Below are 17,273 nucleotides of genomic sequence, written 5' to 3' on the forward strand. Positions count from 1 at the left end.
CGAGAGAAACATCACATGACTTCGTCTGGGAGTTGCTCCGAGGCCGACCTAGCATCGCGCTCGTGGCACCTCGAGCGCAGGACACCGCAGCAGACGTCGACGTCCTCCTGGTCGGCGGGGGCATCATGAGCGCGACCCTCGCGGCGCTGCTCGGGACCCTCGAGCCCAGCTGGCGCATCGAGATCCACGAGAGGCTCGACGCTCCTGCGCTCGAGAGCTCGAACGCGTGGAACAACGCCGGCACGGGGCACGCCGCCCTGTGCGAGCTCAACTACACGCCGCAGCGCCCCGACGGCACGGTGGACGTCACCAAGGCCGTCACGATCAACGAGCAGTACGAGCTGTCCCGCGAGCTGTGGCACCACCTCGCGGCCGCCGGGCGGCTGCCGGGCGCCGAGGACGCCGTCACCACGACGCCGCACCTGACGTTCGTGCGCGGCGCCGACGACGTCGAGTTCCTGCGCCGGCGCTGGGAGGCGCTGCGCGCCCACCGGCTCTTCGCCGACCTCGAGTTCACGACCGACCCCGCCGTGATCGCCCGCTGGGCGCCCCTGCTCGTCGCCGACCGCACCGACGACGAGCCGGTCGCCGCGACCCGCGCCACCTGGGGCACCGACGTCGACTTCGGTGCGCTCACCCGCGCGATGCTCGACGACGCGGTCGACCGTGGCGCGGCCCTGCACACCAGCAGCGAGGTCACCCGGCTCCGGCAGCTGCGCGACGGGCGCTGGCGCGTCACCGTCGCCGACCGGCGGTGGAACGGCCGTCCGCCGCGCACGCTCACGGCGCGATTCGTCTTCGTCGGCGCCGGTGGTGGCGCACTGCACCTGCTGCAGCGCTCGCGGATCAAGGAGATCCGCGGCTACGCGGGCTTCCCGATCAGCGGGCAGTTCCTGCGCACCACCAAGCCGCAGGTCGTGGACCAGCACCGGGCCAAGGTGTACGGCAAGGCCGCGATCGGCGCCCCGCCGATGTCCGTGCCGCACCTGGACGCCCGGGTCGTCGACGGCGGCCGTGCGCTGATGTTCGGACCGTACGCCGGGTGGAGCATGAAGTTCCTCAAGCGGGGCTCGTGGACCGACCTGCTGCGCTCGGTGCGCCCGGGCAACCTGGTCCCGATGATCGCCGTCGGGCTGCGCAACCTGGATCTCGTGACGTACCTGGTCCGCGAGGTGACTGCCGGCGACACCGCCCGGCTGCGTGCGCTGCGCGCGTACATGCCGTCGGCGGACCCCCGTGACTGGGAGCTCATCACCGCGGGCCAGCGCGTCCAGGTCATCAAGCGCGGCCCGGGCGGTGGCGTCCTGGAGTTCGGCACGGAGCTCGTCGCGTCCGCCGACGGGTCGATCGCGGGCCTGCTCGGGGCGTCCCCCGGCGCCTCCACGGCGGTCGCCACGATGCTCGACCTCCTCGAGCGCTGCTTCCCCGCACGCGTCGACGCCTGGCGCCCCCAGCTGCAGCAGCTGATGCCGAGCCTCGGTGGCGGCGAGTGGGACGCCGCGCTCGAGCTCCAGCAGCTCGTGGACGACGGGACGCTCACGGGCGGACACTGACCCCGTGCACGACGACGAGGACACGCCCACCCTGCCCGCCGAGGAGCTGCCCGTCCCGGTCAGCGCACCGATGCGGCACGCGAAGGTGCGGGCCTCCACCGACCACACCACGGTGGGCCAGGTCGTCGTCGACCGCGACGGTGCGGTGACGATCGGCTGCGCATGCGGCATGACGCTCACCAACGGTCCGGGGTGGTCGCTCGACGAGCACATCCGCCTGCACCGTGCCGAGGCGCGGTTCCTCGCCCTGTCCGCCGTGGCCCCGGCCGGCATCCCCCGGCTGGCGCCCCACCCCGGCGGACCCGCGGTGGACGGGGCCTGAGCGCCGGACCTCAGTCGGCGCCTCGCGCCGCGAGGCGCTCGACGACCTCGGGCCGCCGCAGCGGCGGCACGGTCGCGGGTGGTCGTCGGCGCTCGGGCAGCTCGTCCAGCAGGTGCGCCGTGATGTGCGCGATCTGGGCGACGGCGCGCTCGAACGGCTCGCGCGTGGCGTCGGACAGCTGCTGGACACCCGTGACCTTGCGGACGTACTGGCGGGCCGCTGCCTCGATCTCGTCGTCGGTGGCGTGCGGCTCCAGGCCGCGCAGCGTGGTGATGTTCCTGCACATGCCAGCCGAAACTACGCCCCGACCGCGCCGTGCGCGAGGATGGATGTCGTGATACCCCCTGGGGTATCGTCGGAGGTCGACCCACGTCCGGCCGAACGTCCCGCGCCACGGACCGCGCGGGCTGCGAGGCTCGGACCACCGTGCTCCTGGAGGCTCTCGTGCGTCTGCTGCGCCCTGCCCTGCTCCTCGCCCTCACGCTGCTGCTGGCGGCCTGCTCGGACGCTCCCGCGCCGGCGCCGGACGCCGTCGTCGTCGACGTCCGCACGGCCGCCGAGTACGCCGAGGGCCACCTCGAGGGGGCCCTCCACCTCGACGTGCAGGACCCTGCCTTCGCGGACGCCGTCGCCGCCCTCGATCCCGAGGTGCCGTACGTCGTCTACTGCCGCTCCGGCAACCGGTCCGCCGCCGCGGCCGCGACGATGGCGACGGCCGGGCTGGAGGTCACCGACGCGGGCGCCATGGCGGACGCCGCGGCGAGCACCGGCCTGGCCGTCGTCACCCCGTGACGCCGCGCCGCTCCAGCTCCAGCAGCGTGCCCTTGGCGGCCGCGCCCCCGGCGTAGCGACCGGGGGACCCGCCCGCGCACACGACCCGGTGGCACGGCAGCAGCACGGGCACCGGGTTGCGGGCGCACGCGGTACCGACCGCACGGGCCGCCCGGGGGCTGCCGGCCACCCCGGCGACCTCGGTGTACGACGCCGTGGTGCCGTACGCCACCGTGGGCAGCGCGGCGACGACCTGACGGCGGAAGCCGGCGACGAGCCGCAGGTCGACGGCCACGTCGAACGCGCGACGCGCACCGGCGAAGTACTCGTCGAGCTCCCGCAGCACCGGGTCGAGGCGTCGCCCGCCCTCGAGCACCCGCGGGCTCACCCGCGCCGCCAGCTCCTCGAGCGCCGCCTCGTGGCCCTGCACGTCGAACGCCACCCGCAGCACGCCCCGCTCCCCCGCGGCCACGAGCAGACGCCCGACCGGGGTGTCCACGACCCGGTACGTGACGTCCAGCAGCCCCGCGGTCTGCGCCGAGTCGACGAGGCGTGCGTGCAGGTCGCGCAGCACCCGGTCGTCCCCGGCGCCGCCGCCCGTGCCGCGCTCCGTGATCTGCGTGGTCATGCCGTCCCCTCCTCGGTCCGCCATCCGTCGTACGTGCGCCGCAGGGCGGCGACGCCGTCCGCCCCTGCGCGGCGCGCTGCTGCGTCCGTGCCGCCGACCAGGGCTGCGACCTCGGCGTAGGGCAGGCCGCCGAGGTGGTGCAGCACGACGACGCGGCGCTGCTTGCCGGGCAGCGCGCCGACCGCGTGCCACAGGTCCAGGTCGCGCGACCCGGGCCCGGCGTCGGGTGCCACCAGGGGCGTGCCCGTGGCGCCGGGGTCATCGACGGGCACCGCGTGCCGCGCGCGGCGGCGGACCTCGTCGATCGCCTTGCGCCGTGCCACGGTGACGAGCCACGCCTCGACGTTGGTGCCCACCGGCAGGTCGGGCCACGCGCGCAGCGCCGCGAGGAAGGTCTCGGACCACGCGTCCTCGGCGTCCCGGGCACCCAGGACGGCGCGGCACACGCGCAGCACGGTGCCGCCGTGCACGCGCACGACGTCCTCGAACGGCTCGGTCATCCCCACAGTGTGCAGACGTGCGCCCCGTCCCGGACGTGAGGTCCGGGGCGGGCCGCCCCACGGGCGACCGTCAGTGCGGACGCCGCCGCGACACGACGAGCACCGCCGCCGTCGCGCCCACCGCCACCAGCACGGCCGCGGCGTTCAGGCCCCCGTAGCCGACGACCGCGAGCCCCACGCCGGCCAGCGCACCACCGCCGGCGCCGGCGAGCGACATCGCCGCGTCGGAGAGCCCCTGGATCGCGACCCGCTCCGGGCCGGGCACGTCCCCGGCGACGATGCTCGACCCGGCCACGGTCGCGGCCGACCAGCCGAGCCCCAGCAGCGCCAGCCCGGCCGTGACGAGCACGTGGTCCCCGCCTCCTCCCCCGCACACAGCGGCCGCGACGGCGACCAGCACGAGACCACCGACGAGCGTGCGACGCGCACCGACCCGGTCGGCGAGCACGCCCATCACAGGGGCGAGCGCGAACATCGCCGCGAGGTGCAGGCTCACGGTCAGCCCGACCAGGGTGATGGCCGCACCGTGGCCCTCCATGTGGACGGGCGTCACCGACATGACCGCGACCATGACCGCGTGCGCCGCGACGACGCCCAGGACGGCCGCGACGGCCCGCGGGTGCCGGCCCAGCGTCGTGAGGGCGACCCGCAACGGCACGTGCTGCCGCGTACCGGCGACCCCGTGCTCGCGGCCCGCGACGTCGAGCGGCTCGGGCCGCAGCCCCACCTGGACGACGAGCAGCGCCCCGAGCATGCCGACCCCGGCGAACACGAACACGCTCGCCAGGTCCGGCAGGCCGGTCAGGCGCGCGACGGCGCCGTCCAGGTGCACGAGGTTAGGTCCCACGACGGCGCCGACCGTGCTGGCCCACACCACCAGCGACAGGTCGCGCGACCGTGTCGCCGACGTCGACAGGTCCGTGGCGGCGAAGCGCGACTGCAGGTTGACCGCAGAGCCGACGCCCATCAGCGCACCGCCGACGAGCAGCAGCGGGAACGACGCGAGGACCGCCGCCACCACGATCCCGGACGCACCCACCGCGGCCAGGGCCAGCCCCGTGGACAACGCCCGGCGCCGACCGCGCGCCACCGCCAGCCGGGCCAGCCCGAGAGATCCCAGCGCGGCCCCGAGGGTGGCGGCGGTCGTCACCGAGCCGGCCCACGCGTCCGTGCCGGACAGGCCCACGGCCAGCAGCGACCCCACCGAGACCACGGACCCGGCCGCCAGCCCGCCCAGCACCTGCGCGGTCGCGAGCACCGCCACCGTGCGGCGCCGCAGGCGGTCGACGTCGACGGGTGCCGCCGGGACGACGGCACCGCCCGTCAGGGACGCGGGGCGGTCACCGGGCGAGGTCACGGCGCGACGCTAGCGCACCCCTGCGCAGCCCCGACGGCGTCAGCCCGTCCGGCCCCGCAGGAAGGCGCGCATCCGCTCCTTGCCGACGGCCGCGATCGCGCTCAGCGGGATCCCCGCCGGGCACACGACCGCACACTCGCCGTACGTCGAGCACGGCCCGAAGTCGTGCTCCATCTGGGCGACCATGTCGACAGCGCGTCGCCCCCGCTCGGTCCGGGTCTGGGGCAGCGTGGCCAGGTGGGTGAGCTTCGCACCCGTGAACAGCGACGCCGAGCCGTTGGGACACGCCGCGACGCAGGCGCCGCACCCGATGCAGGCCGCGAAGTCCAGCGCCGTCTCCGCGGTCTCGTGACCGATCCGTGCCGCGTCGGCGTCCGGGGCCGTCCCGGCGTCGACGGCGACGTGCCCGCCCGCCTGGACGACCCGGTCGAGCGCCGACCGGTCCACCACGAGGTCCTTGACGACGGGGAAGGCCGCTGCACGCAGCGGCTCCAGCACCACACGGTCGCCGTCGGCGAACGAGCGCACGTGCTGCTCGCACGACGGCGTGTTGGCCTGCGGCCCGTGCGGGCGGCCGTCGACGTCCACGCCGCAGCACCCGCAGATGCCCTCGCGGCAGTCCGACTCGAAGGCGACCGGCTCACGGCCGTCCTCGACGAGCTGGTCGTTGAGCCGGTCCAGCAGCTCGAGCAGCGTCATCTCCGCCGTGGCATCCGTCACGACGTACGTCTCGAAGGCGCCGGGTGAGGCCGCGTCGGGCTGGCGCCAGACGTCCAGGGTGAGCTTCACGCGTAGTTCCTCGTCTGCAGCGGCACGGCCTGGAACGTCAGGGGTTCGTCGTGCCGGACGAACCGTCCGTCGGCGGCGTCGGGAGCCGGTGACTCCCACGCCGAGACCCGGCACCACGCCGCGTCGTCACGCAGCGCCTCGCCGTCGGGTGTCTGGTGGTCGGCGCGGAAGTGCGCCCCGCAGCTCTCGTCACGGTCGAGACCGTCGACGCACAGCAGCTCGGCCATCTCGAGGTAGTCCGCGACGCGTCCGGCCCGCTCAAGCTCCTGGTTCAGGGCCGCGCCCTCCCCCAGGACCCGCACGTCGCGCCAGAACTCCTCGCGCAGCGCGCGGATCTCCACGATCCCCTGCGCCAGCCCCTCGGGCGTGCGGGTCACACCCGCGCACCGGTACAGGATCTCGCCCAGCCGGCGGTGGAACCGGTCGGGGCCCTGCGTCCCGTCGTTCTTCAGGAGCCGCTCGGTCCGCGCGCGCACCGCCTCGAGCGCATCGAGCACCGCGGCGTCGTCCGCCGCGAGGCGCGGTGTCCCCAGGAGCGGGGCCAGGTACCCCGGGACCGCGTACGGCAGCGTGAACCACCCGTCGACGCACGCCGAGAGCAGCGAGTTGGCACCCAGCCGGTTGGCGCCGTGGTAGCCCCAGCCGACCTCGCCCCCGACGAACAGGCCCGGGACGGACGTCATGAGGTCGTAGTCCGACCAGAGACCGCCCATCGCGAAGTGCGCCCCCGGAGCGATCCGCATGGGAGTGCGCAGCGGGTCGTCGCCCGTGGCCTGCTCGTACATGTGGAACAGGTTGGAGTAGCGCGACACGACGGTCGCCCTGCCCAGGCGCTGCACCGCGTCCGCGAAGTCGAGGTACACGGCATTCTTCAGCGGGCCGACCCCGTACCCGGCGTCGATGCGCTCGCGGGCGGCACGCGACGCGACGTCGCGCGGTGTGAGGTTGCCGAACGTCGGGTAGCGGCGCTCGAGGTAGTAGTCCCGCTCCTCCTCCGGGATGTCGCCCGGCGCGCGGTCGTCGTCGGCGCGCACCGGGACCCAGATCCGGCCGTCGTTGCGCAGGGACTCGGACATGAGGATGGTCTTGGACTGCCACTGGCTCATCAGGGGCAGGGCCGTGGGGTGGAACTGGACGAACGCGGGGTTGGCGAAGTGCGCGCCGCGGCGGTGCGCGCGCCAGGCGGCCGTCGCGTTGGAGTTCCGGGCGAGCGTGGACTTGCAGTAGATGTTGCCGTACCCACCGGTCGCCAGGACCACGGCGTGCGCGGTCACGGCCCGGACCTCACCCGTCACGAGGTCGCGGACGACGACGCCCTGCGCGCGACCGTCGGCCACGACGACGTCGAGCATCTCCTGGCGCGTGTGCAGCGTGACCGTGCCGGCGGCCACCTGGCGCAGGAGCGCGTTCGCGCCGGCGACCTGCAGCTGCTGGCCGGTCTGACCGCGTGTGTAGTAGGTGCGCGAGACCTGGACGCCGCCGAACGACCGGGTGGCCAGCGCGCCGCCGTACTCGCGCGCGAACGGCGCACCGATCGCGTTCATGTGGTCGATGACGCGCACCGACTCCTGCCCCAGGCGGTAGGCGTCGGCCTCCCGGCCCCGGAAGTCGCCGCCCTTGACGGTGTCCTTGACGAACCGGTGGACGGAGTCGTTGTCGACCTTGCGGGCCCGCGCGGCGTTGATGCCGCCCTGCGCGGCCACCGAGTGCGCGCGGCGCGGCGCGTCGTGGATGGTGAAGCACTCGACCTGGTAGCCGAGCTCCCCCAGCGCGGCCGCGGCACCTGCACCGGCCAGGCCGGTTCCCACCACGATCACGGTGAACTTGCGGCGGTTGGCGGGAGCGACCAGGTCGTAGTGCAGCCGGCGGTCGTCCCAGGCACTCTCCGGTGCGACGTCCGGCACGCGCCCGTCGACGGGTGTGCCGACCGTCCGGACGTCGTCCGGCGTCAGGGGCGGCGGCGTCCCGGGGGCGGTCACGCCACGACCCCCGTGAGGACGGCGACCGGGATGAGCAGGTTGCCGACGAGCACGAGGAGGCCGACGGCCCCGGCGACGGCGGCGCCGATCGCTCGCAGGCGGCGGCCGGTGGCGCCCAGGTCGTTGACGACGCTCCACAGCCCGTGCGCCAGGTGGAGGAACAGCGTGCCGATCGCCAGGACGTAGAAGGCCGCGACGGCGGGCCGCTGGAAGGAGCTCACGAGGTTGGCGTACGCCTGGCCGGCGACGAACTCGCCCGTGGCCGCCGGTCGGGTCCCCGTCGTGAGGTCGAGGACGTGGAAGACCACGAAGAACAGCAGGACGACGCCCGTCACGAGCATGCTGCGCGCCTGGAAGCTGCGGAAGCTGCGCAGGCCCTGGCGGCGGTGCGGCCCGCGCGCGACGCGCGCCCGGTGGCGCAGCACGACGGCGGCCCAGACGTGCGCCACGAGGCAGGTCAGCAGGGTGGACCGGAAGATCCAGATGAACCAGCCGTGCGGCACCAGGGGCGCCAGGAGGTCGCGCTGCAGCCAGTGGGCGTAGCCGTCGAACTCCTCCGGGCCCAGGAACACCTTGAGGTTGCCGACGAGGTGCACGACGACGAAGAGCGCGAACACGGTCCCCGTGACCGCCATGACCACCTTGAGGACCCAGGTCGCCGGCTGTGGCTGCGGACCGGCGGAGGGTCGCTCGACCGCGGGAACTCGGTCGGGTTCGGGTCGCGTGCTGGTCGGGACTGCCACCGCTGCTTGACCTCCGTGTCATGGACGCGGCGCGGGTGCGCGCGTCCAGCAGCACGACGGTCCCACCCCGCCGGGTGGGTCGCGTGGGACCGGAGTCCCCCGCGGGCAGGGTCCGCCGGCTCGCCGACGTCTGCCGCGGTCCAGGCAGGCCTGTGCGGTTCGACGGTGCAGCTCCTGGTGACGGACCGATGGGTCCGCTAGGTTCCGTTATCAGCCAGTCTGGGTCGTTCGCCGCCCACGCTGCGCCCGTGGGACCTGCGTGCGATGCTCGACGACGATCCCACCGTCGACGACCGGGAGAACCGCATGAGCCACGCCGACGACCGCTCCCCCCGACTCCTGCGCGCCACCCGCACGCTCGAGGAGTCCCCGGCGCTCGACCCCGTCGTCGAGCGCCTGCACCCGTGGGTGGTCCGCGCGCTCGACCGGCAGCCCGGCCTCGCGCGCCTCCTGCACGGGCGCCCCCTCGGGCACGCGCTGCACCCCCTCATGACCGACACACCGATCGGTCTGTGGACGTCCGCCGCCGTGCTGGACCTCACCGGGGGGCCGTCGGCCGGCCCGCACGCCGACCGGCTGCTCGGGCTCGGGATCCTCGCTGCGCTGCCGACGTCCCTCACCGGTCTCGCCGACTGGGCGGTCTCGGGCCGACGCACCCGGCGCGTCGGGGTCGCTCACGCCGCGCTGAACTCCGCCGGCCTGGTGCTGTACGCGGGCTCCTGGGTGCTGCGCCGCCGCGGCGCGCGCCCCCTCGGGGTCGCGGCGTCGCTGGCCGCGACCGGGCTCGTCAGCGCGAGCGGCTACCTCGGGGGGCACATGTCGTCCCGTCTCGGCGCCCCGCCCCGGGGGCACAGCGGCCCTCCGACCACCCGACCGACGCCCGACGCCGACGAGGTGGACGCGACCGCCGACCAGGTCGGACCCTCCTCCGCGCTCTGACGCCGGTCGACCGCGTCGGACCGGCCGGGCGGGTGCTACGCCCAGCCGCCGAGGTACGCCTCGACGTCCGGCGGTCCGTCCACGGCACGGCAGTCGGGAGTGCGCAGGGCCCGCGTCGGGAACAGGTCGCCACCGTGCCGCGCGCCACGGGCGGCGGCGCGCCGGGAGGAGACGCGCACGCACGGAGTGCCTGACGGGTCGGCGAGCTCGAGCACGCCCAGCTGCTCCCGCGCGACCGTGTCGACGGCGGCGCGCACGGTGCCGGGCCGCAGGAGCACGGGCCGCAGGACCTGGACGTCCATCCGCACGCGGTCGTGCACCCGGTCCGCGTCCTCAGGTCGTCCTCGCACCGCGGCGTGGGGAAGGTCGGCCAGCACCTGGTCGCCCAGGACGTAGGCCCAGGCGTCGTCCACCTCGTCCGGCAGGTGGGCCAGGACGTCCACGTACCTCGGCACGTGGCCGCGCGGACCCGAGCCGGGCAGGGGAACCAGCTCGGCCAGCCGGAGCGCCTCGTCGTTCTTCGCAGCGAGCGTGCTCCCGGCCCGACCGGCGGCGTCGGGACCGTCGTGCCAGGCCACGGCCCCGGGCACGTGGGCCACGACGGCGCCGGCGAGCCACGCCCGGTACGCCCACTCCCAGTCCTCCCCGCCGTACGCCGTGAAGCCCTCGTCGTACCCGCCGGTCGCCTCGTACAGCCGGCGGGAGAAGGCGGTGACCGCTCCGATGACGTACCGGTAGCTGCGGTCGTCCGCATCGAGCAGGTTGCGCGTGCGCCCGTAGGCGTCACGCAACCACGCGGGCTCCGGCAGCTCGTGGTCGGGGCCTGCGGCCCCCACCGGCGTCCCCGCCGGGACGCCGTCGAACCGTGCATGGCGGCGGCGCCCCACCGTCAGGCAGTCGGGGGCGAGCGCGGGCAGCCGGGTCAGGGCCCGCACGTAGCCGGGTTCGGGTGCGGTGTCGGCGTCGAGCTGGACGACCAGGTCGTGCCGCGCGGTGCTGATCCCCAGGTTCCGCGCGGCCGCGAGCCGGAAGCCACGGTCCGGCTGCCGGACGAGGCGGGCCCACGGGGGCACCTCGGGCGCCACGGGCGAGCCGTCGTCGACGACGACCACGTCGAGCAGGTCGTCGGGGTAGTCCTGGGCACGGACCGCCGCCAACGTGCGCGCCAGCTGCGCGGGCTGGTCGTAGTGGGCGACGACCACCGAGACGCCGGGCAGCGGGTCGGGCCACAGGCCGTCGAGCAGGTCCCACCGGTTCTGCGGGACGGCGCGCGGCCGCGTCACGCGGCCTCCCAGATCGCCAGGTGCGCGGCGGCCGCGTCGGCGAGGTCCGGGCGCAGGTCGGCGGTCGCCGGGAGCCACGTCCGCTCCGGGGCGCCCCAGGCAGCGGCGATCGCGGTGGCGAGCCCCGAAGGGTCGACGACCTCGACGAGGCCCGGGCGCAAGGCCGCCATCTCCTCGGTGTACCGCGAGCGCAGGACGACCGCGCGCCGCCCGTGCTCGGCCCACTCCAGCAGCGTCCGGGACGCCGAGACGTGCTGGTGCGCGACCACGGGGACGCCCGGGCCGGCGAGCTGGGCGCGGTAGGCGTCACGGCTCAGCACGCCCGTGACCTGCAGCTCCGCGCCGACGCTGCGGACCGCGGCCCGCAGGTCGAGGAGCTCGGACTCGTGGCCGGGCGACGCCCCGCCGACGGCGACGACGGTGACGGCAGCGCGGTCGCCCGAGAGCCCCGCCGCGGCCTCCACCGCGGAGCGCGCCGCCTCGAGGTGCCCCTTGCCGGGGTAGACCCAGCCGGCCAGCAGGACCCGCAGGCCCTCGGCACGCTCGACGACCGGCCCGCCGGGGGCAGGCACGGTGGGGACCGGTGCCGCCGACCCCAGAGGGACCACGTGCGCGGTGGCGGCCACACCGGCTCCGACGTGCTCGTGCAGCAGGGCACGCTCGTGCTCGCTACTCACGACCACCAGGCGGGCCGCGAGCGCCATCCGCCGGTACCCCGACGCCCGCCGCTCCAGCCGTCCGGGTCCGTCGGAGGCCTGCGGCACGTCGTGGAGGGTCAGCGACAGCGCGCACCGGGTGGCGACCGCCTCGACCACGTCGGCCGCCTCGAGCGCGGAGCGCCCGAGGAGGTGGTCCGTCACGTGCAGGTGCAGCGGGCGCCCGCGTCCGGCGAGCTCGACGAGCGCGGTGGGGTCCTCGACCTCGAGCACCCGCACGTCGGGGCGCCGGGAGCGCACGGCGGCGGCGAGGTCGGCTGCGTAGCCGGTGACGCCGTGGCCCGGCGGTCCGAGCACGACGAGGTCGGGGACGGGCGTCGGCATGCACGCATCGTCGCCCGGTCGCGCGTCCGGGGCCACCGGGACACACTGACGCCACCCCGCAGGCGAGAACAGATCGGATGGTGGTGCACGCCGTGGCAGCCATGCCCCTCGTCGTCCTCGACGACCCCCGTCCGAGCACCGTGCGTGCCGTCTGCGTGCCCGCGGACCACCCCTACGTGAGGGCGGCGACGGCGGACCCGTCGGTCGTCGTCCTGCCCGACCCGCCGGTCCCGGGCGGTCAGCCCGGGCAGTGGTGGCCGCCCGTCGCGCTGGACGCGGCGTGGATCGAGGCCCACCGCGACGAGGCCGACCTGCTCCACGTGCACTTCGGCACCGAGTCGTTCGGCGTCGGGCACCTGCGCGCGGCCCTCGACGCCGCGCACCGCGTCGGCTGGCCGGTCGTCGTGACCGTGCACGACCTCGAGAACCCGCAGCTGACGGACCAGGACCACCACGTGGCACAGCTGGGCGTGCTGCTCGCGGCCGCGGACGGCGTGATCACGCTCACGGCGGGCGGCGCCGCGGCGATCGCCCGCCGCTGGGGGCGCCGTGCCGCGGTCGTGCCGCACCCTCGCGTCCTGCGCACGGGCTGGACGCCGCCCGCGGGCGGCGGGCGGTCCGTCCGGCGGGTGGCGACCCACCTCAAGGATCTGCGCCCGGGCGTGGACGGCGCGGGGGCGGTCGCAGCGCTCGTGGGGGCGACGCGGCGACTGGCCGGTGCCGGGCTCGACCTCGAGGTGGAGGTGCACCTGCGGGACAGGACGCGCGACGACCGGGCCGCTGCGCGGGTGCGTGACCTGTGCGACGGGTCGTCGGTGACCCTGGTGGAGCACGCGCGTCCGAGCGACGACGCGCTGGCCGAGCACCTGTCCGGGCTCGACGCGTGCCTTCTGCCGTACGGGCACGGCACCCACTCCGGCTGGCTGGAGCTGTGCTGGGACCTCGGCGTGCCCGTGGTCGCCCCGGAGATCGGCCACCTGTCCGAGCAGCACCCGGACGGCTCGGTCGTCACGACCACGCCGTTCGACCGGCCCGGTGCCGCGACGGACCTCGCGGGCGCGCTGGGGCTCGCGCTCGACCTGCCGGCGGCGGGCAGCCGCGAGCGCGACGCGCTGGTCCGGGAGCGCGCCCACCACCGGACCCGCACGGACGAGGCGTCCGTCCAGCACCACCGCGAGCTGTACCGGCAGCTGATCGCGGCTCGCCGGTGAGCGCGCTCGACGTCCTCGTCGTCGCCCCCCTGCGCTTCCCGCTCGGCCCGCCGCACGCCGGTGGGCTCGAGTCGATGGTGTGGAACGAGGTCCGCGCGCTGCGCGAACGCGGCCACCGCGTCGACCTCGTCGCGGTCGAGGGGTCCGACCAGCTGGACCCGGGGCTCCCCCGGTTCCGCCTCCCGGCGGTCACCTGGGACGCGTCGGACGTGGCCACGGACGACACCTGGCCGACCGACTCCCTGGCACGCACGGTCGGCGCGCTCGACGACGCACTGGACGAGGTCGCGGCGGCGCGGCGGTGGGACGTGGTGCTCAACCACTGCCTGCACCCGCTGCCGGTGCTGCGGGCGGCGGGGCTCGGAGCGCCTGTCGTCACGGTCCTGCACACCCCGCCGGAGCCGGCGCTGGTCGAGGCCGCGCGCCTGGCGCCCGCCACGGCCCGGTTCGTGGCCGTCAGCGAGCACACCCGGGCGTCGTGGGCGCGGGCGGGGGTCGCCTCGACCCTGCTGCACAACGGGGTGCGGGTCGAGGAGTGGCCCGTCGGGCCCGGCGGGCCGGACCTGGTGTGGTTCGGCCGGATCGTCCCGGAGAAGGCGCCCCACCTGGCGGTGGAGGTGGCGCGCCGGCTCGGCCGACGCATCGTCCTGGCCGGCCGGGTCGGCGACGAGGGGTACATGCGCACGCAGATCGCTCCGAGGCTGGGCGCCGACGTGCGGTGGAGCGGGCACCTCGATCAGCGCCGGCTCGCCCGGCTCGTGGGGCGCAGCGCCACGACGCTGGTCACGTCGGTGTGGGAGGAGCCGTTCGGTCTGGTCGCGCCGGAGTCCCTGAGCTGCGGCACGCCGGTGGTCGGCTTCGCGGTCGGCGGGCTCCCCGAGGTCCAGCGGGGTCGCGTCGGGATGGCGGTGGCGCCGCCGGGTGACGTCGCGGCGATGGCCCGTGCCGCCGCGCCATTGGTCGCGCGCGGACGCCACCCGCGCTACCGCGCGCAGGTCCGGGCCTCGGTGCGCGACGCGTTCTCGCTGGACGTCCGGATGCGCCGGCTCGACGAGCTGCTCACGCACGCGGTCGTGGCCGCCGGGCAGGAGGTGGCATGAGCGGGCGCACGGTCGGGTGGTACGTCCACCACCACGGGTCCGGTCACGCGACCCGGCTGCGGGCGATCAGCAGGCACCTGGACGAGCCCGTCGCGGCGTTCGGCTCGATGGAGCGACCGCCGCAGCTGCCCGAGAGCGTCACGTGGACCCGTCTCGAGCGCGACGACGGCACGGAGCCGGGCAGCCTCCCGCCGCAGGTGCTGGACCCGACCGTGGGCGGGCTCCTGCACTGGGCACCGCGGGGGCACCGGGGTCACCGGCGCCGGCTCGCCCGGCTGGTCGAGGGGCTCGACCGGCACGACGTCGGCGCGCTCGTGGTCGACACGTCCGTCGAGGTGACCCTGCTCGGCAGGCTCCTGGGGATACCGACGGTGCTCGTCACCCAGCCCGGTGCCCGCGACGACGCCGCCCACGCGGTCGGCCTCGCCGCGGCGACCCGGGTCATCGCCCCGTGGCCGGCGGGTCTGCTGGAGCCGGCGCACCTGGCGCGGGTGCGCGACGCGGTGACGTTCACCGGCGGGATCAGCCGGTTCGAGGGTCGCCGTCCCGACCCGGTGAGGTCCGGCAGCGTGCTGCTGCTCGCGGGTGGTGGGGGTGCCGCCGTCGGAGGCGACGACCTGCGTCGGGCGCAGGACGCGACCCCCGGACGCGACTGGAGGCTCGCGGGCACGCTCGGCGACGCGTCGGGCCGGTGGGTGGACGACCCCTGGCAGGCGCTGTCGTCCGCGGAGGTCGTCGTCAGCTGGGCGGGGCAGAACGCGGTCGCCGACCTCGCGGCGGCGGGTGCACGCGCTGTCGTGCTGCCGCAGGACCGGCCGTTCGGTGAGCAGCACGCGACCGGGCACGCGCTGCGCGACGCGCGGCTCGCGGTCGTCCGCCCGTCCTGGCCGAGCCCGCAGCACTGGCCCGACCTGCTCGAGGAGGCCCGGCACCTGGAGCCGCGGTGGGAGCGCTGGCAGGTCGACGGGGCGGCGCGCCGGGCCGCGCAGGTCGTGCACGAGGTCGCCGAGGGCGGGGCCGCATGACCACGGCCGTCCTCACCGTGTGCTCGGCCGGCCGCCGCGAGCACCTCGGGCACCAGGCGGTGGCCGTGCGCCGGCAGCACGCCGACCTCTACGTCGTCGCGTGGATCGGCCCGGGACCGGTCGACGACGTCGACGCCGACGTGGTGCTGCGCGTGCCGCCCGGCACGGCGGGGCTGCCGGTCGCCGCCGCGCGCAACGCCGCCGCCGACGAGGCGGTACGACGCGGTGCCGACGCCCTGGTCCTCCTCGACGCCGACTGCGTCCCCGGGCCGGGGACGCTGGACCGGTACGCCGCGACGGTCGCCGCCCGGCCCGACGCCGTGCTGTGCGGCCCGGTCAGCTACCTGCCCGCGGGCGTCGACGTCGACGACCCCCGCGAGCTCGCGCGTCGCACCGCCCCGCACGCCGCCCGCCCGGACCCGGGCGACGGCGAGCTGCGTGCGGCGACGCCCGAGGAGTACGACCTGTTCTGGTCGTTGTCGTTCGCGGTCGCGGCCACCCGGTGGGCCGACGGACCGCGGTTCGACGAGGGGTTCGAGGGCTACGGCGCCGAGGACACGGACTACGCCTGTGCCCTGCGGGCGCGGGGCGTCCCGCTGCTGTGGGTCGGCGGCGCGCACGCGTACCACCAGTTCCACCCCACGCAGTCCCCCCCGTGGCAGCACCTCGACGACATCCTGCGCAACGGCGCGCGCTTCGCGCAGCGCTGGGGGCGGTGGCCGATGGGTGGCTGGCTGGAGGCGTTCGCCGCCGCCGGGGCGATCACCTGGGACGGGGGGACGTGGCGCCGTACGTCCGCCCGGTGAGGGCCCCGAGCAGCTCGTCGGCCGCGTCGAGCAGCAGCGGCGCCACGCGCTCCGGGGCGTAGTCGTCCGCCGAGGTCGCCGCCGCGCGACCCAGCCGCTCGCGCAGCGCGGGCTCGGCCAGCAGGCGGGTCACGGCGCGGGCGAGCTCGCCGACGTCGCCCGGGTCCACCACCAGCGCGTCGCGCCCGTCGGTGCAGAAGTCGTCGAACCCGCTCCCCCGCGTGACGACGACCGGCGCGCCGATCGCACGGGCCTCCAGGGCCGCGTTGCCGAACCCCTCCCACACCGACGGGCACAGCACGAGCGTCGCGGCCCGCACGCACGGGTGCAGCTGCTCGGCCGACAGGTGCCCGACCAGGTGCACCCGCGAGCGCGCGGCGGGCGGGACCGCGCACAGCAGCTCGTCACGGTCCGGCTCGAAGCGGGCGTCCCCGCTGGCGCCGGCCAGGACCAGCTGGACGTCGGGGTGGGCGGCGGCCACCCGCGCGAACGCCTCGGTCGCGGTCAGCACGCCCTTGCGTCGTTCCAGCCGACCGACGAACAGGATCACCGGCCCGGCGGCTCCGGGCCACCAGGTCGGCGTCGGGCCCGCGCCGGCCAGCCGACGGACCTGCGCGACGTCGACCGTGTTCGGGACGACACGCAGCGGGGGGACCTCGCCCAGCGTGCGCCGCGTCCGGTCCGCCATCGCGGTGGAGATGGCGATCAACCCGGCCGACCGGCGGATCTGCCGCGTCTCCAGGAACGACTGCACGACCTGCACCGTCCCCTGCCGCCAGCCGAACGAGGCCGGGGTGAAGCCCGCGACCGCGTTCTGCAGCGCCGTGCTGGTCGCGAGGTTGGTCAGCACCGGGGCGCGGGCGGGCAGCCGGGCACCCAGCGCCCCCCACTCCGGGAGGAACACGCGGTCGTAGCGCCCCCGCCGTGCGGCCGACGCGACGACGTGGGCTCGTCGCGACAGCGCCGCCACCCCGGACCCGGGCACCGCTGCCGACGCCAGGAGGTGCACGCCGCCCGGGGCCCGGTCCGACAGCAACGGCCCCGGGGCGACGACCAGCAGGTCGACCTGCGCTCCGGCCGCGACCAGAGCGGGGGCCAGCCCGGCGTAGTGGGTCCCGATCCCCCCGGTGTAGGCGGTCAGACCGGCGTACTCGGTGGTCGCGACCAGCCACCGGCCGCCGTCTCGACGCGTCGGGGTCATGTCCCGAGTCTGCCCGCGGGGGCGGC

General features: G+C 76.1%; 18 protein-coding genes. 8 read left to right on the forward strand and 10 right to left on the reverse strand.

What is annotated here, in order from left to right; translation table 11 throughout:
• The first annotated feature begins 62 nt into the window (after positions 1 to 62).
• Together mqo and Cph01nite_RS05770 are read left to right on the forward strand one after the other, a co-directional pair.
• Positions 63 to 1,553: a malate dehydrogenase (quinone) gene (gene mqo / locus Cph01nite_RS05765; protein ID WP_203672107.1), complete on the forward strand. Its 1,491-nt coding sequence runs from the start codon at positions 63 to 65 to the stop codon at positions 1,551 to 1,553.
• A gap of 70 nt (positions 1,554 to 1,623) precedes the next feature.
• Complete coding sequence (locus Cph01nite_RS05770; RefSeq protein WP_373307547.1) at positions 1,624 to 1,875, forward strand: hypothetical protein; 252 nt, start codon at positions 1,624 to 1,626, stop codon at positions 1,873 to 1,875.
• A gap of 10 nt (positions 1,876 to 1,885) precedes the next feature.
• On the opposite strand, the gene Cph01nite_RS05775 is transcribed toward Cph01nite_RS05770, so the two are convergent.
• Positions 1,886 to 2,161 (reverse strand): DUF2277 domain-containing protein, encoded by a 276-nt coding sequence (locus Cph01nite_RS05775; protein ID WP_203672110.1) that lies wholly within the window; start codon positions 2,159 to 2,161, stop codon positions 1,886 to 1,888.
• Positions 2,162 to 2,301: 140 nt separating this feature from the next.
• Between Cph01nite_RS05775 and Cph01nite_RS05780 the strand changes: the two genes are divergently transcribed.
• The gene (locus tag Cph01nite_RS05780; protein ID WP_239069062.1) at positions 2,302 to 2,667 is read left to right on the forward strand and encodes a rhodanese-like domain-containing protein; all 366 of its coding nucleotides are present in this window, start codon (positions 2,302 to 2,304) and stop codon (positions 2,665 to 2,667) included.
• Here Cph01nite_RS05780 and Cph01nite_RS05785 read toward each other — a convergent pair.
• The 6 genes from Cph01nite_RS05785 to Cph01nite_RS05810 all read right to left on the reverse strand — a co-directional run bounded on the left by Cph01nite_RS05785 (position 2,657) and on the right by Cph01nite_RS05810 (position 8,534).
• Positions 2,657 to 3,274 (reverse strand): methylated-DNA--[protein]-cysteine S-methyltransferase, encoded by a 618-nt coding sequence (locus Cph01nite_RS05785; protein WP_203672112.1) that lies wholly within the window; start codon positions 3,272 to 3,274, stop codon positions 2,657 to 2,659. The genes Cph01nite_RS05780 and Cph01nite_RS05785 overlap by 11 nt on opposite strands.
• A complete protein-coding gene (locus Cph01nite_RS05790; RefSeq protein WP_203672114.1) occupies positions 3,271 to 3,774 on the reverse strand; it encodes an RNA polymerase sigma factor in 504 nt (167 codons plus the stop codon). The genes Cph01nite_RS05785 and Cph01nite_RS05790 overlap by 4 nt, the downstream gene beginning before the upstream one ends.
• 70 nt (positions 3,775 to 3,844) lie before the next feature.
• A complete protein-coding gene (locus Cph01nite_RS05795; RefSeq protein ID WP_239069063.1) occupies positions 3,845 to 5,131 on the reverse strand; it encodes an MFS transporter in 1,287 nt (428 codons plus the stop codon).
• A gap of 39 nt (positions 5,132 to 5,170) precedes the next feature.
• Complete coding sequence (locus Cph01nite_RS05800) at positions 5,171 to 5,920, reverse strand: succinate dehydrogenase/fumarate reductase iron-sulfur subunit (RefSeq protein WP_203672117.1); 750 nt, start codon at positions 5,918 to 5,920, stop codon at positions 5,171 to 5,173.
• Positions 5,917 to 7,899 (reverse strand): fumarate reductase/succinate dehydrogenase flavoprotein subunit, encoded by a 1,983-nt coding sequence (locus Cph01nite_RS05805; RefSeq protein ID WP_203672120.1) that lies wholly within the window; start codon positions 7,897 to 7,899, stop codon positions 5,917 to 5,919. The genes Cph01nite_RS05800 and Cph01nite_RS05805 overlap by 4 nt, the downstream gene beginning before the upstream one ends.
• On the reverse strand, positions 7,896 to 8,534 hold the full coding sequence (locus Cph01nite_RS05810) for a succinate dehydrogenase cytochrome b subunit (RefSeq protein ID WP_239069064.1): 639 nt from the start codon (positions 8,532 to 8,534) through the stop codon (positions 7,896 to 7,898). Before Cph01nite_RS05810 ends, Cph01nite_RS05805 begins: the two co-directional genes overlap by 4 nt.
• A gap of 372 nt (positions 8,535 to 8,906) precedes the next feature.
• On the opposite strand from Cph01nite_RS05810, the gene Cph01nite_RS05815 reads away from it, so the two are divergent.
• Positions 8,907 to 9,581, forward strand: a complete 675-nt coding sequence (locus Cph01nite_RS05815) for a DUF2231 domain-containing protein (protein WP_239069065.1) — start codon at positions 8,907 to 8,909, stop codon at positions 9,579 to 9,581.
• A 35-nt stretch (positions 9,582 to 9,616) separates the two neighbouring features.
• Here the strand turns inward: Cph01nite_RS05815 and Cph01nite_RS05820 are convergent, their stop codons facing one another.
• Positions 9,617 to 10,864, reverse strand: a complete 1,248-nt coding sequence (locus Cph01nite_RS05820) for a glycosyltransferase family 2 protein (RefSeq protein WP_239069066.1) — start codon at positions 10,862 to 10,864, stop codon at positions 9,617 to 9,619.
• Entirely contained in the window at positions 10,861 to 11,904 is a 1,044-nt protein-coding gene (locus Cph01nite_RS05825; protein ID WP_203672126.1) for a hypothetical protein, read from the reverse strand. The genes Cph01nite_RS05820 and Cph01nite_RS05825 overlap by 4 nt, the downstream gene beginning before the upstream one ends.
• 101 nt (positions 11,905 to 12,005) lie before the next feature.
• Between Cph01nite_RS05825 and Cph01nite_RS05830 the strand changes: the two genes are divergently transcribed.
• Genes Cph01nite_RS05830 through Cph01nite_RS05845 form a run of 4 tightly spaced genes read left to right on the forward strand, consistent with a single transcriptional unit; the run spans position 12,006 to position 16,046 of the window.
• The gene (locus Cph01nite_RS05830) at positions 12,006 to 13,115 is read left to right on the forward strand and encodes a glycosyltransferase (protein ID WP_203672483.1); all 1,110 of its coding nucleotides are present in this window, start codon (positions 12,006 to 12,008) and stop codon (positions 13,113 to 13,115) included.
• On the forward strand, positions 13,112 to 14,215 hold the full coding sequence (locus Cph01nite_RS05835; protein ID WP_203672128.1) for a glycosyltransferase: 1,104 nt from the start codon (positions 13,112 to 13,114) through the stop codon (positions 14,213 to 14,215). Before Cph01nite_RS05830 ends, Cph01nite_RS05835 begins: the two co-directional genes overlap by 4 nt.
• Positions 14,212 to 15,240, forward strand: a complete 1,029-nt coding sequence (locus Cph01nite_RS05840) for a hypothetical protein (RefSeq protein WP_203672130.1) — start codon at positions 14,212 to 14,214, stop codon at positions 15,238 to 15,240. The genes Cph01nite_RS05835 and Cph01nite_RS05840 overlap by 4 nt, the downstream gene beginning before the upstream one ends.
• Positions 15,237 to 16,046, forward strand: a complete 810-nt coding sequence (locus Cph01nite_RS05845; protein ID WP_203672141.1) for a glycosyltransferase family 2 protein — start codon at positions 15,237 to 15,239, stop codon at positions 16,044 to 16,046. The genes Cph01nite_RS05840 and Cph01nite_RS05845 overlap by 4 nt, the downstream gene beginning before the upstream one ends.
• Here the strand turns inward: Cph01nite_RS05845 and Cph01nite_RS05850 are convergent.
• Entirely contained in the window at positions 16,003 to 17,247 is a 1,245-nt protein-coding gene (locus tag Cph01nite_RS05850; RefSeq protein ID WP_203672144.1) for a glycosyltransferase family 4 protein, read from the reverse strand. The genes Cph01nite_RS05845 and Cph01nite_RS05850 overlap by 44 nt on opposite strands.
• Positions 17,248 to 17,273: the final 26 nt, after the last annotated feature.

It is taken from the genome of Cellulomonas phragmiteti (genome assembly GCF_016862775.1).
GTDB classification, from domain to species: domain Bacteria; phylum Actinomycetota; class Actinomycetes; order Actinomycetales; family Cellulomonadaceae; genus Cellulomonas; species Cellulomonas phragmiteti.

Bases quoted from the DNA above. Each gene is read 5' to 3' on its own strand.
- Cph01nite_RS05770 (WP_373307547.1), top strand. From the start codon at position 1,624: ATGCGGCACGCGAAGGTGCGGGCCTCCACCGACCACACCACGGTGGGC.
- Cph01nite_RS05775 (WP_203672110.1), bottom strand. From the start codon at position 2,161: ATGTGCAGGAACATCACCACGCTGCGCGGCCTGGAGCCGCACGCCACC.
- Cph01nite_RS05785 (WP_203672112.1), bottom strand. From the start codon at position 3,274: ATGACCACGCAGATCACGGAGCGCGGCACGGGCGGCGGCGCCGGGGAC.
- Cph01nite_RS05790 (WP_203672114.1), bottom strand. From the start codon at position 3,774: ATGACCGAGCCGTTCGAGGACGTCGTGCGCGTGCACGGCGGCACCGTG.
- Cph01nite_RS05810 (WP_239069064.1), bottom strand. From the start codon at position 8,534: ATGGCGGTCACGGGGACCGTGTTCGCGCTCTTCGTCGTCGTGCACCTC.
- Cph01nite_RS05815 (WP_239069065.1), top strand. From the start codon at position 8,907: ATGCTCGACGACGATCCCACCGTCGACGACCGGGAGAACCGCATGAGC.
- Cph01nite_RS05825 (WP_203672126.1), bottom strand. From the start codon at position 11,904: ATGCCGACGCCCGTCCCCGACCTCGTCGTGCTCGGACCGCCGGGCCAC.
- Cph01nite_RS05830 (WP_203672483.1), top strand. From the start codon at position 12,006: ATGCCCCTCGTCGTCCTCGACGACCCCCGTCCGAGCACCGTGCGTGCC.
- Cph01nite_RS05840 (WP_203672130.1), top strand. From the start codon at position 14,212: ATGAGCGGGCGCACGGTCGGGTGGTACGTCCACCACCACGGGTCCGGT.
- Cph01nite_RS05845 (WP_203672141.1), top strand. From the start codon at position 15,237: ATGACCACGGCCGTCCTCACCGTGTGCTCGGCCGGCCGCCGCGAGCAC.
- Cph01nite_RS05850 (WP_203672144.1), bottom strand. From the start codon at position 17,247: ATGACCCCGACGCGTCGAGACGGCGGCCGGTGGCTGGTCGCGACCACC.